The 14,951-nt window shown below is 69.2% G+C and carries 7 protein-coding genes; 2 read left to right on the forward strand and 5 right to left on the reverse strand.

What is annotated here, in order from left to right; all coding sequences use genetic code 11:
- Positions 1-29 precede the first annotated feature (29 nt).
- Positions 30-860, reverse strand: coding sequence for a substrate-binding domain-containing protein (locus tag QHF83_RS27220; RefSeq protein ID WP_282420871.1), 831 nt, complete (start codon positions 858-860; stop codon positions 30-32).
- 118 nt (positions 861-978) lie between these two features.
- On the opposite strand from QHF83_RS27220, the gene QHF83_RS27225 reads away from it, so the two are divergent.
- Positions 979-3,465, forward strand: coding sequence for a molybdopterin-dependent oxidoreductase (locus QHF83_RS27225; protein ID WP_282420872.1), 2,487 nt, complete (start codon positions 979-981; stop codon positions 3,463-3,465).
- A 16-nt stretch (positions 3,466-3,481) separates the two neighbouring features.
- Here the strand turns inward: QHF83_RS27225 and QHF83_RS27230 are convergent, their stop codons facing one another.
- The 4 genes from QHF83_RS27230 to QHF83_RS27245 all read right to left on the reverse strand — a co-directional run bounded on the left by QHF83_RS27230 (position 3,482) and on the right by QHF83_RS27245 (position 5,412).
- Complete coding sequence (locus QHF83_RS27230) at positions 3,482-4,195, reverse strand: hypothetical protein (protein WP_282420873.1); 714 nt, start codon at positions 4,193-4,195, stop codon at positions 3,482-3,484.
- A gap of 309 nt (positions 4,196-4,504) precedes the next feature.
- Entirely contained in the window at positions 4,505-4,759 is a 255-nt protein-coding gene (locus tag QHF83_RS27235) for a hypothetical protein (RefSeq protein ID WP_282420874.1), read from the reverse strand.
- Positions 4,717-5,073, reverse strand: a complete 357-nt coding sequence (locus tag QHF83_RS27240) for a hypothetical protein (protein ID WP_282420875.1) — start codon at positions 5,071-5,073, stop codon at positions 4,717-4,719. Before QHF83_RS27240 ends, QHF83_RS27235 begins: the two co-directional genes overlap by 43 nt.
- Before the next feature lie 141 nt (positions 5,074-5,214).
- Positions 5,215-5,412, reverse strand: a complete 198-nt coding sequence (locus tag QHF83_RS27245) for a hypothetical protein (protein ID WP_282420876.1) — start codon at positions 5,410-5,412, stop codon at positions 5,215-5,217.
- Between the two features lie 887 nt (positions 5,413-6,299).
- Here QHF83_RS27245 and QHF83_RS27250 point away from each other — a divergent pair.
- Entirely contained in the window at positions 6,300-14,936 is an 8,637-nt protein-coding gene (locus tag QHF83_RS27250) for a type I polyketide synthase (RefSeq protein ID WP_282420877.1), read from the forward strand.
- Positions 14,937-14,951 lie beyond the last annotated feature (15 nt).

Consider the following 14,951-nt stretch of genomic DNA (forward strand, 5'->3'; position numbering starts at 1 on the left):
GCGAACGGTTGGAATGGGATGGCGTCGCGTCAACGTGCTTCAGGCGTGAACAGCGGCTCCCCGCTGGCCTTCACGCCGAACGCGCCGATGAGCGCCCGCCCCTCGGGCGAAAGGAGAAACTCCGCGAACGCGCGCGCCCCCTCCGCGTTGGCCCCTGCGCCGGCCTTCGGCTCGATCACGGAATACGTGTTTCGCAGCGCCGCGTCACCCTGGAACACGATTGACAGCTCCAGGTCTTTCTGCTTGGCCACGAATGTCGCGCGATCACTCAACGTGAACGCGCCCTCGTCCGACGCGCGCTCCAGCGTCTCGCCCATCCCGGCGTTCGCCCGCACGATGAACGTGCTGTTCGCGCCGATCCCCGCGGCCTTCCACAGCGCCATTTCGCGCTGGTTCGTCCCCGAGTCGTCCCCGCGTGACAGGAACGTCCGCCCCGACGACGCGATCCGCCGCAGCGCCTCCTGCACGTCTCCCGCTCCGGCCACGACGCCCACCTGATCGGCGGGCCCGACGATCACGAACTCGTTGTGCATGAACGGGCTCCGCCGCCCCACCTCACCTGCGGCGACCGCCGCTTGCTCCTCGGCAGGCGCGTGCGTGATGGCCACGTCCGTCGCGCCGTCGCGCAGCGCGCGCAGCGCCTTGCCGGACCCGAGCGCATTCACCTCGACGCGGTAGCCCGTCTTCGCCTCGAACGCGGGGAGCAGCTCGTCGACGAGCCCCGTATCCTTCAAGCTCGTCGTCGTCGCGAGCCCGAGCGCGCGCCCTCCCGCGGGCTGCTTCCCGCAGGAAAGGCAGCACAGCGCGAGCAAGAAGAACACCCAGAGCGACCCGAACGAGCGGCGTGACAGCGCGTGCATGACGCGGCGACTCTACCACTTCGTGTTTGCCCGGTCTGCCCTCGTGTTCGCCCGCGGGGGATGCTCCGCAAAACGCTTGTTTTCCGAACGCTCCCCGGCGCATGATCCCGTCCGGAACATGGCCAGCGATTCGAACTTCTCGCGTCGTGGATTCCTCAAGTTGTCGGCTGCGACCAGCGCCGCGGCGGGCTTCGTGGCCGGCTGCGAGGCCACCGCGCCTCCGCCTCCGGCCGAGCCTCCGCGCGTGGCGCTCGATTTCACCCGGAGCTCGGGCGCGCTCCAGCCCGACGAGATCGTTCGCGCTGCTTGCCAGTTCTGCAACTCCCTCTGTGGGCTTCAGGTCCACAAGAAGGGCGGGCGCATCATCGACATCAAGGGTGAGACGGCCGATCCGGTCCAGGACGGTAACCTCTGCGTCAAAGGCCCGATGATGGCGCAGATCGCCTACAACCCGCACCGCATTCGTACGCCGCTCCGGCGCGTCTCCGGCGCGAAAGGCTCCCCCGATTCGCGCTTCGAGCCCATCGGCTGGGATCAGGCCCTCGCCGAGATCGCCAAAAAGCTCGTCGAGATCCGCGACACCACCGGCGCCGCCGGCGTCGCCAGCAAGACCTCGGGGCGGCTCGTGCGCGGCGTCGGATCCATCATCGGCCGGTTCTTCGATCTTTACGGCTCGCCCAATGCGACCGACGTCGGCCCCGTCTGCAACGACGCGGGCGGCGATGCCCTCGCCTGGACCTTCGGCCTCGGCAATTTCACCAATGGCTACGGCAAGGACGGCATCACGGGAGAGGAGGACCTCGGCAGCTCGAGGTTTTTCCTCTTCTTCGGCACGAACCAGGCCGAGACGCACCCCGTCACGTTCGAGCACCTCCTCCGGGCGCGCGCGCGCTCCGGCGCGAAGCTCGTCGTCGTCGACCCGCGGCAAACGCCGACCTCCGCCTTCGCCGACCAGCACATCGCCATTCGACCGCACACCGACATGGCGCTCGTGTACGCCATGCTCGCGCACATCCTCCGGCAGAAGCTCTACGACGCGGCGTTCGTCGAGCGGTGGGTCGTCGGGTTCGACGCGCTCGTCAAGCACGTCGAGGCGCAAGGGTTTTCCCCGGAGTGGGGCGAGCGGATGACGACCGTGCCCGCGAGCACGATCCGCGCCCTCGCCGAGGCGTACGCAAAGGCCCGTCCCGCGGCGATCTTTTGCAATGCGGGGATCTCGCACCAGATGAACGCGTTCCACACCTACCGGGCGATGGCGTTTCTCGCGGCGATCACCGGCAACGTCGGCAGGCCCGGCGGCGGCTGCAATTTCATGCACAACACCTGGCCGGGGGATCTCCGCTTGCCGAAGATCCGCGGCGACGTCCCGGAGAAGAAGGGCCCCGCGCTGCTCGGGCCCGACACGTTTCCGCGGGCGATCCTCGACGAGGATCCGTATCGCCTGCGCGCCGTGTTCCTGATGGGAAACCCGCTCGTCGACGGCGCGAACGCAGCGCGGGTGCGCGCGGCGTACGAAAAGCTCGAGCTTCTCGTGTATCCGGGCCTCTTCCTGGAGGAGCCCGCGCTCTTCGCCGATTACGTGCTCCCGATCCCGAGCGTGCTCGAACAGGAGTGCGTCTACATGCGCCGCGACGATCGCGCCATTCGCTGGTCGGACAAAGCGATCGACCCGATCGGCGAAGCGCGGCCCGACATTCACTTCTGGATCAACCTCGCCCACGCCATGGCCGAGGTCGACAAGAAGAATCCGCCCTCGTACTGGAAGGACAATCTTCCCGCGGCGTGGAAGGACTACCGCACGCTCTGGGACGAGGTTTTCGTCAAGAACACGCCGGGCATGGCGGGGATGACCTCGAAGCGCCTGCGCGAGAGGACCGAGCCGCTGAGGTGGCCTTGCCCCTCCGCGGATCATCCGGGCACGAGCACGCTCTACCTCGACCATCCCTCCTGGGCATCCGTGGCGAGCGCCCTCGGGCACGCGGGCAAACGATTCTTCACGCCGAGCGGAAAGATCGAGATTCACACGCCTGCGATGCACGAAAAACTCGCCCGCGCCGGGCACGCCGCGTTATCGCCGTTTTATTCGCACCCGGAGGTCGGCGCCGGGGTCCCGACGATCGAGCACCTCGCCGAGAAGGTCCCGAATCCGCTCCATCCCGGCTCCTCCACGCCGCGGGTCAAGCTCGGCGTGCCGCCGAACGAAGGCGCGCGCGCGGGCTTCCCGCTCCTCGGGATGATCGGCCGGCCGAGCGTGGTCCATTTCGCGACGATGACGCAATGGACGCAGACCGGGAAGCTGATGAACGGCCTCCGGCTCGTGCAGATTCACCCCAGCGCCGCGGCGCGGGCGGGCATCCGCGACGGCGACGTGATCCGGGTGGAGAGCCCGCGGGGCGTGATCACGGCGACGGCGCTGCTCTTCGACGGCATTCGCGAGGACACGATCTTCGTGCCGAATTTCTTCGGTCCGGCGCAGAAGGTCGGCGACGATCTCGGCCTGCCGCGGTACGAGCCCGCGAACGTGCTCGTCGATGAACGGCATTTCGATGCGCTGTCCGGGCAGCAGGCGTATAAATGTTTCGCGTGTCGGGTGGTCCGGGCCTGAGCCTCTCTCCCTTCGTTCAGCGCATGAGCTTCTCCACCGGCACGTGGAACGTCGCGCGCAGGATGCCGAGCCATGATTGCGTCGTCCCGGGCCCCTCGATCGGCGCCGTGTCGTATGCCGTGAAATACCCGGCGGCCGAGACGGCGCAGAACTGCGTCGCCCACCATCGAATCGCCGCCGAGACCCTCGTGGCCCCGCCGGGCTCGACGTCGCGCGCGCCTTGCCCGAGGGATAGCCGCTCGAATCGCCCCGCGAGCTCCAGCGCGCCGATTCCCCACGATCGCCCCGGCCGCTCCGTCGGCCAGATCCCCGGCGCGCGCCGTTGTCCCGTCAGCATCCAGGCTGCCTCGACGAATCCACCGAGCGACCGGATGAAGTCTTGCGGCACGCGCGGCGTCGCCGGATTGCCGTCCGTGTCCTTGGCGCGGCTCTCCTTGGCGACTCCGATTTCCCCGAGGATCCGCACCGGCCCGAGATATGCGGCCGCGTGCGCCTCGGCGACGTGCCGCGGCCCGTACACCGTGGCGGCTCGATAAAAGATGAACCCGTCCGCGGTCGTACCTCGGACGCCGATCCGATCCTCCGCGCTCTCCGCGTGTATCCCGGCGCCGAGGCGCAAGCCGAGGAGCGGCGCGCCTTTCGTCTGTGGATTCGCGCGCCCCAGCGCGACGTCGAGCCGCGCGTCGACGAGAAGAGCGGCGTCTTGCGCGCCCCGAGGGAGAGCTCCCACGACGCCGACGGCCGAATGGACGCGTAGGCGTCGAGCAGCGCCGGTTTTTCCTGGGCCCATTCGGCCTGCGCAACGGCGTGAAACCAGGGCGTGAAATCGGCGCGCGCGCCGAGGCGCAGGCGCGCGACCGCGAAGCCGTCCTCGCCCTCCACGCGATCGGCGGAGTGCAGCCGCGCGTCGATGTCCCCCTGGAAAAGAGCCTGCACCCGCGGCCCTTCGGCGCGGGCGACGGCCGGCGACAGCAAGAGCGCCACGAGGGCGAATCCGCGGCGCATCATCAATCGACCGGCAGGATCCGAAGGAAATGCGTCACGCCGTCCTCTTCGATCCCATCGTGATCGGCGAGGAAGAGACCCGGTTTTCCGCGTCGTACGCCACGCCGCGCACCTCCTGGAATCCGCTGGCGAATTCGCTCCACTCGCCGCCGCCCACGATCTGCCGGACGCTGCCGTCCTTGCCGCCGGTGAAGAACGTTCCATTGGGCCCGTCGGTCAGGAGATCGGGCCCGACGAGCTGCGCGATCACGACGAGCTGATCCGGCGAGGCGATCGGCGCCCGGAGCACGTTGCCCGTCTCCTGCTCGGTGACGATGAAGTCGCCCTTCGCGGCGAGCACGCCGACGGGTTTTTGAGGCCTGTGATGATCTCGGCTTCGGCGCCGGCGAGATCGAGCTCGGCGACGCTGCCGAGCTTGATGCCATTCATCGCGACGAAGAACGTATCGTACAGCGTGCCCTCCTCGGATACGGTGAGGCCGATGCGGCGGCGGAGGGGATCGAGATTCGGGACCACGCCGTTCGTCCCGTCGGGCCTGGCATAAACGACGTCGCCCGCGGTGCCGCCGCCGAACCTGGGCACGACGAGCGTGCCGTCCTTCATCTTGACGACCTGACCGAGCCCCGCGCTGTCGGGCGGCGCGGCGGGCAGCTCGGCGGCGAGGCCGAGCCCCTGGGTATCGGTCCACGAGAGGATCCGATTGCCATTGTCGTCGGCGATGAAGAGCGTGGCGGTATCGGCATCTCAGAAGAGCCCGTTGGGATCGCCGTCGAGCGAGATGCTGGTGGGCCCGCGATCGACGACGACGCCGCTGCCGCCGCCCGAGCTCGCGCCGGAGCCGGAGCCGGATCCCGAGGCGGAGGGCGAGGTGCCGCCTCCACACGCGGTGAGCATGCCGGGTATGGCGACGGCGGCGAGGGTCGTGAACGTCGGATGGTGCATGAATGGTTGTCCTCCCTTGCCTCATGGAACAGCACAAGTCGGGGATGCGGGGCAAGGAGCTTGTCGGGAGCGGGGCGGGGGCAGAACAACCTCGAGCTCCGCGGGTGCGCCGCTCGTTTCGAGAGTCGCCACCTCCGCCTCGACGGACTGAAGCTCTGCCCGCAGCGCGCGCACCCGGTCGAGGATCGCGACGTCGGGTTCTGGCGCTGAGTGGACTTCCCGACCATGGCCGCGCCGCATTGCGGACAGGACATGATGCCCGGGCCCGACACGTTGACAGAATGGGATTTGGCAGGGGTTCCGGTGCGAATCGAAGTTTGGGCGGGGAGGGGGGTGGGGGCTTGAGCCCCCGGCGCCCGTGCCGGTATATCGCGAGCTTGCTTGCGCGGTCCAGATACGCGGTGGCGAAGAACGAGGTGCCGCGCTGCACCGCGCCCTCGAAATCGGGGAACGTGAGCAACGCGGTGCAGGTGGTCGCTGGAACACGGAAAGCAGGATGCAACGATACAATACCGAGTTCCTCACCGCGTCCGGTGATCGGATCAAGCTCGGGGTGACACATGGCGCTTATTGCGAATACGAGCGGGGTCTCGATGGCAAGGGAGCCGATTGCGCAGCGCGCGCAACACGCACGTCTTGCCGAGGCCGGGCTCGCCCAGCTCGGCGTCCTTCATCTCTACGAAGAAAGCGTGCGAGCGGAGACCCAAGAAGGCCCCCTCCCGGCCTTCACGAAGCATGACGTTACGCGACGATAGTCTAACACGTGCCACAGATTACGTTTTGCGCGTTCTTGGCCGGAATCTTGCTTTGCCACGATCGGACTTGACCGGTGGTACCTGCCACATTAAGCTTCGCCCGCTTTTGTAAAATAAACCTAATACGTTCGAATGACGACATTGAGCAGCAAGGCTCCCCAAGGAAGCCGCACGCTGGTCGATCTCCTTTGCTGGAGAGCAGAACAGCTGTGCGATCGGACTGCATTTACCGCCATCACGGACGGCGAGCACGAGGAGGACAGTGTCTCCTATGCGGAGCTCGATCGCAGGGCGCGCGCCATTGCTACGCAATTGCAGTCGCGTGGCGCGAGCGGCGAGCGCGCCCTGCTGCTCTATCCACCCGGCGTCGATTTCATAGCCGCTTTCTTCGGCTGCCTGTACGCGAACGTCATCGCCATTCCTGCGCCGCAGCCGGAGCCCGCGCGTTTGAAGCGGACCGTGCCGCGCTTGCAGGCAATCGCCAGGGACGCCGGCGCCTCGATCGCGCTCACGACCTCGGCGCTCGTCGCGACCTCGGAGGGAATGCGCGCGCACGCCGAGGAACTCGGGCGGCTCTGCTGGATAGCCTCGGACGCCCCCACCGAGGGCGCCGAGCACGCGTGGCAGCCCCCGGTCATCCGCGAGGATTCGCTCGCATACCTGCAATACACGTCCGGCTCCACCGCGACGCCCAAGGGCGCCATGCTCGCGCACCGGAACGTCCTGCACAACGTCGGCACCATCCATCGCGCAGCAGGCTACTCGCAGGACAGCGTCTCCGTGTCGTGGGTGCCCAATTTTCACGACTATGGGCTCGTGTCCGGCATCATCCTGTCGCTCTACGCCGGCACGCCCTGCTACATCATGTCGCCGGTGACCTTCGCGAGGCACCCCTTGCGGTGGCTCCAGGCCATCTCGCGCTATCGGGCGACCCACAGCGAAGGGCCCAATTTCGCGTACGACTATTGCGTGCAGAAAATCACCCCCGAGCAGCGCGCAAAGCTCGACTTGCGGTCGTGGCGCCTCGCGAGCAACGGGGCAGAGCCTGTCCGGTGGGAGACGCTGAAGCGCTTCGCGGAGACGTTCGCGGAGTGCGGAGTGCGCTTCGACACGCATTGCCCCGTCTATGGCCAGGCCGAGGTGACGCTGCTCGTCTCGATGCGGCACGACGGGGAATCGCCCTCCGCGTGCACGGTTGACGGGGCGGCGCTGCAGCAGAACCGCGTCGTCTACGTACCCGAGGGCAGCCCCGGCGCGTACACGCTGGCCAGCAGCGGCCGCATCCTCGAGGACGCGGATCTGCGCATCGTCGACCCTGTCACGGGTCGGCAATGTCCGCCGGACCGGGTGGGCGAGATATGGATCTCTTCCCCGAGCGTCTCGCTCGGCTACTGGAATCGCCCGGAGGAGACGGAGCGGACCTTCCACGCGCGCATCGCGGACACGGGCGAGGGGCCGTTCCTTCGCAGCGGAGATCTCGGGTTCATCAAGGACCGGGAGGTGTACGTCACAGGTCGTTACAAGGACGTCATCATCATCCACGGCGCAAACCATTACCCGCAGGACATCGAGTTCACGGTGGAGCGGTGCCACGAGGCCCTCCGGCTCGGCTGCAGCGCCGCATTCTCGATCGAGGTGGGGGGCGAGGAGCGCCTCGTCGTTGCGGCAGAGATGCGGGATACGCGTGTGCCCGAAGGCATCGTCGAGACCATCAGGCAGGCGGTGGCGGAGGCGCACGAGATCCCCGTTCATGCATTGGCGCTCCTTTCGCCGGGGACGATCCCCAAGACGTCGAGCGGCAAGATCCAGCGCAGAGCCACGCGGAGCGAATTCCTCGACGGAAAGCTCGAGGCGCTGCTCTCGTGGGTGAGCGGGGAGGCGCGGAGCCCGCAGAAAAAGAATGCGGCGCCGGCCCAAGGCAAGAGCGCGGAGAGCATCGAGGCGTGGCTCGTCAGCGCGCTGGCGGAGCAGACCGGCGAGCCGCGCGAGGGTATCGACCACCGAGAGCCCTTCGCCCGCTACGGGCTCGGCTCTCGGCAGATCGCGGGCTTTCTCGGCGAGCTCGAGCGCTGGCTCGGCACGACGCTGCCCGCCACGATCCTGTGGGAGTATCCCACCATCGAAGCCCTGGCGCGGCACCTGGCCGGTGAGCCGAGGCAGAAGGAGGCGCCGCGGGCGGTTCCCTCGAGCCGGAGCGGCGAGCCCGAGCCGATCGCCATCATCGGGATAGGCTGCCGATTCCCGGGGGACGCAAATGGCCCCGGGGCATTCTGGCGGCTTTTGCGCGAAGGCGTCGACGCAATCACCGAGATTCCCGCGGATCGCTGGGACGTCGACACGTTGTACGCGGCCGATCCGACGGCGAGCGGCAAGACGAATGCGCGCTGGGGCGGTTTTTTGCGCGACGTGCGCGGCTTCGATGCCGCGTTCTTCGGGATCTCGCCGCGCGAGGCGGAGCGCGCCGACCCGCAACAGCGACTCCTGCTCGAGGTGGCGTGGGACGCGCTGGAGGACGCGGGGCTGCCGTGGGAGAGGATCAAGGGTACGGAGACCGGCGTCTTCGTCGGCATCGCGAACCAGGATTATGGCAGGCTGCACGCAGGGGCGCTCGCGCAATGCGACGCGCACCTGGCCACGGGCACGTCGCAGAGCATCGCCGCCAATCGGATCTCCTATGCGATCGATCTGCGGGGTCCGAGCATTTCGGTCGACACCGCCTGCTCGTCGTCGCTCGTGGCGGTCCACCTGGCGTGCGAGAGCCTGCGGCGCGGCGAGGTGGAGCTCGCGCTGGTCGGCGGGGTGAATCTCATCCTATCGCCCGAGCTCACGGTCCAGATGACGAAGGGCGGGTTTCTCGCGCCGGACGGGCGGTGCAAGCCGTTCGACGCGCGCGCCAATGGCTACGTGCGCTCCGAAGGCTGCGGCGTCGTGGTCTTGAAGTCGATGTCACGCGCGCTCGCCGACGGGGATCGGATCTACGCGCTCATCCGGGGCAGCGCGGTCAACCAGGATGGACGCAGCAATGGCCTGACCGCGCCGAACCAGCACGCCCAGCAGGAGCTGGTCCAGACGGCCTGCGCGAATGCGGGGATTCGGCCGAGCGCAATCCAGTACGTCGAAGCGCACGGCACGGGGACGCCGCTCGGTGATCCGATCGAGGCGAGGGCGCTCGGCGCCGTGCTGTCGGAGGGGCGCCCGGCCGCGAGTCCCGTGAAGCTCGGCTCGGTGAAGAGCAACCTCGGGCACCTCGAGGCGGCAGCCGGGATTGCGGGCCTCATCAAAGTGGCGCTCTCCATGCACCACGAGGCCTTGCCAGCGAGCCTGCACATCAGCGAGCCGAGCCCCCACATTCCCTTCGGCGACCTCCAGCTCGACCTGCAAACGGCGCTGGCGCCCTGGCCCCGGGAGCAGGGCCGGCCGAGGCTCGCCGGCGTGAGTGCATTCGGCTTCGGCGGCACCAACGCCCACGTGGTGCTCGAGGAGGCGCCGGCCGCAGCAGAGGCGGTCGCGCCGAAAGATTCCGAGGGGCGCGCGGAGCTCTTCGTGCTGTCGGCGCGCAGCCAGCAGGCCCTCGTCGCGCTTGCGAGCGCGTATGCGTCGAGCATAAGTGAGCAGGACGGGCTCGGCGCGCTCTGCGCGGCCGTGGCGCGGCGACGGGCGCAGCTCGAACATCGTGTATCCGTGGTGGCGAGCTCCCGGGGCGAGCTCGGCGAGATGCTCGGCGCGTTTGTCAAAGGTGAACCGGGCGCTGGAATGGCGCACGGCCACGATGGCACGGGACGGCGGCGTCGCGTGGTGTTCGTGTTCCCGGGGCAGGGCTCGCAATGGCCGGGGATGGGGCGGCAATTGCTGCAGACCGAGCCGGTCTTCCGCGATGCGCTCCAGGCGTGCGAGCAGGCGATGCGGCCGTGGGTGGATTGGTCGCCCGTGACGCTGCTGAGCAAAGGCGATCCAAAGGTGCTCGAGCGCATCGAGGTGGTCCAGCCGCTGCTTTTCGCGCTGCAATGGGCCCTCGCCGCGCTCTGGCGCTCCTTTGGCGTCGAGCCCGACGCGCTTGTGGGCCATAGCATGGGGGAAGTGGCAGCCGCGGCCGTGTCCGGCGCGCTGTCGCTCGAGGATGCGGCGCGGGTCATCTGCGTGCGCAGCCAGCTGATGTCGCGCGTGGTGGGGCAGGGGGCGATGGCGGTGGTGGAGCTGACGCGTGCGCAGGCCGAGCGGCTGCTTTCAGGACGCCGTGAACGGCTGGACATCGCGGCTTGCAATGCGCCGCGCTCGACGGTGCTCGCGGGTGACGCGGATGCGGTGCGAGAGCTCGTCGGGCAGCTCGACAAGGACGGGGTCTTTGCGCGGCTCATCCGCGTCGATGTCGCCTCCCACAGTCCCCAGGTGGAGCCGCTTCTGGGCGAGCTGCGCGCGAAGCTCGCGGGGATCACGCCGCGCGCCGGCGCGATTCCTCTGATGTCGACGGTCGAGGTCGCGCCGCTGCGAGGCGACGAGCTGGATGAAGCCTACTGGGCGAAGAACCTGCGCGCGCCGGTGATGCTGCATCCGGCGCTGGAGCGGCTGTGGTCGGAGGGGCCGTGCACGTTCGTCGAGCTGAGCGCTCACCCGCTGCTGTTGCCTGCCATCGGGCAGACGCTGCAAGCGCTGGGGGAAAACGAGCCGATGGCCGTCGGCTCGCTCGAGCGCGAGGAGGACGAGCGAGGCGCGATGCTAAGCTCTCTCGGCGCGCTCTTCGCGGCAGGGCATCGGCTGGAGGCGGCGCGGCTTTACCCTGATCCCGTCCCGCACCTGCCACTCCCGACCTATCCCTGGCAACACGAACCATTCTGGCTCGAGGCTGCGGCGGCGCGCGTCGACGCCGCTGACCAGGCGCAGGTGCGCGGGGCCTCGCTGCTCGGGGTCCACGTGGCCTCGTCGGTGCAGCCCGGGACGCATTACTGGCAGGGCAGGCTCAGCCAGGCGTCGCAGCCGTACTTGAAGGATCACCGGGTGGAGGGCAGGCCGCTCTTGCCCGCGACCGCATACCTCGCGATGGCCCTGGGAGCTGGACGCGCGCTGGGTGCGTCGACGGTGCGTCTCGAGCAGGTCGCGTTCCGCAATGCCCTGTTCCTGCGGGACGACGAGGCGCTCACGCTACAGACCGCCCTCCATCGCGGGGCTCGCCCGGACGCCTTCTCCTTCAAGATCTCGAGCCTGCCGGATGAGCCCTCCGCGCAGGATGCGGCGTGGACCGCGCACGCCACCGGCACGCTCGTGCTCGAAGAGCCCACCCAGGGCGCGGCCGAGGCCCGTACGCTCGTGCCCGACGCGATCAAGACCCGGTGCACGAGGAAGCTGTCCGCCGCCGAGCATTACGAGGCGCTCGATGCGCGCGACATGCATTACGGCCCGAGCTTTCAGGGGGTCGACGCCATCTGGTGTCGTGACGGCGAGGCGCTCGGCCGCGTGCGCCTGCCGGAGCAGCTCGACGCGGACGACGCCATTCATCCCGCGCTGCTCGACGCGTGCCTTCAGGTGATCGCCGCCGCGTTGCCTGCCGAAGGGCGCCCCTCGTCGGCCCGCGATGCCCTGCTGCCCGTGGAGCTCAGGCTGGCCCGCTTCTTCCCCGGCGCCTGGCGCGGGCCGCTCTGGTGCCATGTCGTCTTGCGCGCCTCTCCTGCGGACGCGCACCTCGTCGTGGGCGACTTTGTCGTGACGAACGAGGCGGGGCAACGGCTCTTCGAAGGACGCGAGCTGTGCGCCAAGCGCTGGGAGCGGAAGACAGCGGCCTCGAACGATCCCCTGCATGATTGGTTCTACGAGCTCGCCTGGCGGCCCGAGGTGCGGCCCGCCGAGGCCCGGACGACCGACGCGCCTGGCACGTGGATCCTCCTCGCGGACAGGGGCGGAATCGCGGCGCAGCTCGCGCGGCTCCTCGAGGCGCGCGGCGAGACATGCAAGCTCGTTCGTCCGGGGAAAGGATACCGCGTCGTCGAGCCTGGCCGTTACGAGGTCGATCCGACCCAGCCGGCGCTCTTCAAGCAGTTGCTGAGCGACGCGCTCCCGTCGAACCGCGGCGAGCCCTTGCGGTGCCGTGGCATCGTGCACCTCTGGAGCCTCGATGGCCCGTCGTCCGACGCCACCACGATCGACTCGCTCAAGGCCTCGGAGCGGCTCGGCAGCGTCGCGGTGCTGAGCGCGACACAGGCGCTGGCGCAGATGGATTGGAAGCAGCCGCCGCGGCTTTGGCTGGTGACACGTGGCGCGCAATCGCTGGGCACGGACGCGGAGCCCGTCTCGATTGCGGCGGCGCCGCTTTGGGGGATCGGCCGGACCCTTCCCTACGAGCACCCGGAGCTGCGGTGCACCTGCGTGGATCTGCCCTCCGACGCGGCGCCGGAATCGGTCTCGGCCCTGGCCGAGGAGCTGCTCGCGGATGGCCCCGAGCTGCACGTGGCGTGGCGCGCGGGAGCTCGCCACGTCGCCCGGATCGTGCGCCGCCCGGACCTGCCCCCCGCAGCGCCCCCGCGGCCTGCCCGCGACGCGGCGGGCGGGGCGACCGCATGGCGGCTCGAGATCGGCGCGCCGGGGCAACTCGATACGCTCGCGCGGCGGCGCATCTCCCGCCGTGAGCCGGGTCCGGGTGAAGTCGAGATTCAAGTCCACGCGAGCGGTATCAATTTCCGCGACGTGCTCACGGCGATGGGCGTGCGCCCCGATGATCCGCGCGGGGAGAGCGAGCTCGGGATGGAGTGCGCGGGCACGGTGACAGCCGTGGGCGAAGGCGTGCGGGAGTTCGGCGTCGGTGACGAGGTCGTGGCCGTGGCGCCGGGCAGCTTCGGCAGCTTCGTGGTCGCGAGCGCGGCGCTCGTCGCTCCCAAGCCGCCGGAGATCAGCTTCGAGGAGGCGGCGACCGTACCCATTGCATACATGACGGCGTACCACGCGCTCAACCGTCTCGGCCACCTGGACCGAGGGGAGCGCGTGCTCATCCACGCCGCGACCGGCGGCGTGGGACTCGCCGCCATTCAGCTCGCACGGCGCGCGGGAGCAGAGATATTCGCCACGGCGGGGAGCCCGGAGAAGCACGCATACCTGCGAGCGCTCGGGATCCAGCACATCATGAGCTCGCGCTCCACCACGTTCGCCGACGAGGTGCTCGAAATCACGGCCAACCGTGGCGTGGACCTCGTCCTGAATTCGCTCACGGGGCCGGCGATGACGGCGAGCCTCGGGGTGCTCGGCCCCTACGGCCGCTTCGTCGAAATCGGCAAGCGCGACATCTACGATGACGCGTTGATCGGGCTCGCACCATTCCGGCAGAACCTGTCGTACTTCGCGGTCGACCTGGAGAGGATGCAGAAGGAGCGTCCGGAGCACCTCGGCCGCCTCCTGCGCGAGGTGATGGAGCTCCTTGGCAGGGGAGAGCTGCGCCCGCTGCCACACCACACGTTTGCCGCAGAGGCGGCGGTCGATGCGTTCCGTCACATGGCGCAGGCTCGGCATATCGGCAAAGTGGTGCTCTCCATGAAGACGGCCACGCCGGAGGTGGCGCTCGCGGCTCCCCCCTCCGCGGTGCGGGCAGACGGCACGTACCTCATCACCGGCGGCCTCGGCGCGCTCGGGCTCATCTCGGCCGCGTGGCTGGTCGAAAGGGGCGCACGGAGCCTCGTGCTGCTCGGCCGCAACGAGCCCTCCGCCGAGGCGCGCGCAGCCATCGCGGACCTCGAATCGGCCGGCGCGCACGTGGTCGCGGAGAGGGCCGACGTGGCCGACGCGGAGGCGATGGCAGGGGTCTTCCGACGGATCGACGAAGCAATGCCGCCGCTCCGCGGCATCATCCACTCGGCCGGCTTGCTCGACGACGGCCTCCTGCTCCAGCAGTCGCCGACACGAATGGCTGCGGTGATGCGGCCCAAGGTGCTCGGGGCGTGGAACCTGCACGCCGCGACGCTGAGCCGCCCGGTCGAGCTCTTCGTGCTCTTCTCGTCGGCCGCCGCGACCCTCGGATCGCCGGGGCAGGGGAGCTATTGCGCTGCCAATGCATTCCTCGGAGCGCTCGCTCATTACCGCCGCGCGCATGGGCTCGCAGCGACTTCGATCGCGTGGGGCCCCTGGTCCTCTGTGGGGCTTGCCGCAGCGAGCGCGGTCCGCGGCGCACGTCTCTCCGTGCGGGGCCTCTCGAGCATCTCGCCAGAGCAGGGCCGGGATGCACTCGGCCGGATCTTGCAGCAGGACCCTGTCGAGATCGTGGTGGCGCCCTTCCGTCTGCGGCACTGGCGAGAGTTTTACCCGACCGTCGCGAGCTCGCCGCTCTTCGCCGAGCTGACCGATGCGCGCGACGCGGCGGCGTCCACGCCGACGGGCATGGCCGCCGCGCTCGCCGAAAAGGCCCCTGCGGAGCGCCGCACAGAGCTCGAGAAGCACCTCGTGGAGCAAGTCGGGCACGTGATGCGCCTCGCGCCGGAGCGCATCCAGCGGACCACGCCGCTCATGACGCTCGGCCTCGACTCTCTCACGAGCCTCGAGCTCCGGAACCGGCTCGAGGCCAGCCTGGGGGTGGCGCTCCCCGCGACGCTGGTGTTCAGCAGCGCGACCATCGCGGACATGGCCTCCAGCATCGGCGCTCGGCTCGGCATTGCTCTCGACGAACCGAAATCGGTGACGGCCGCGCGCGCGACGGACGCAGCAGAGAACGTCGAAGCGGCGCTCGATGCGCTCTCCGAGGACGAGATGGCGGCGCTGCTCGCGGCAAAGCTGTCGGCGATCTCTGGCGCCGCGAAATAATCGACGGCACGACGA

The sequence above is a fragment of the Polyangium sp. 15x6 genome (assembly GCF_029960785.1).
Lineage (GTDB): Bacteria > Myxococcota_A > Polyangia > Polyangiales > Polyangiaceae > Polyangium.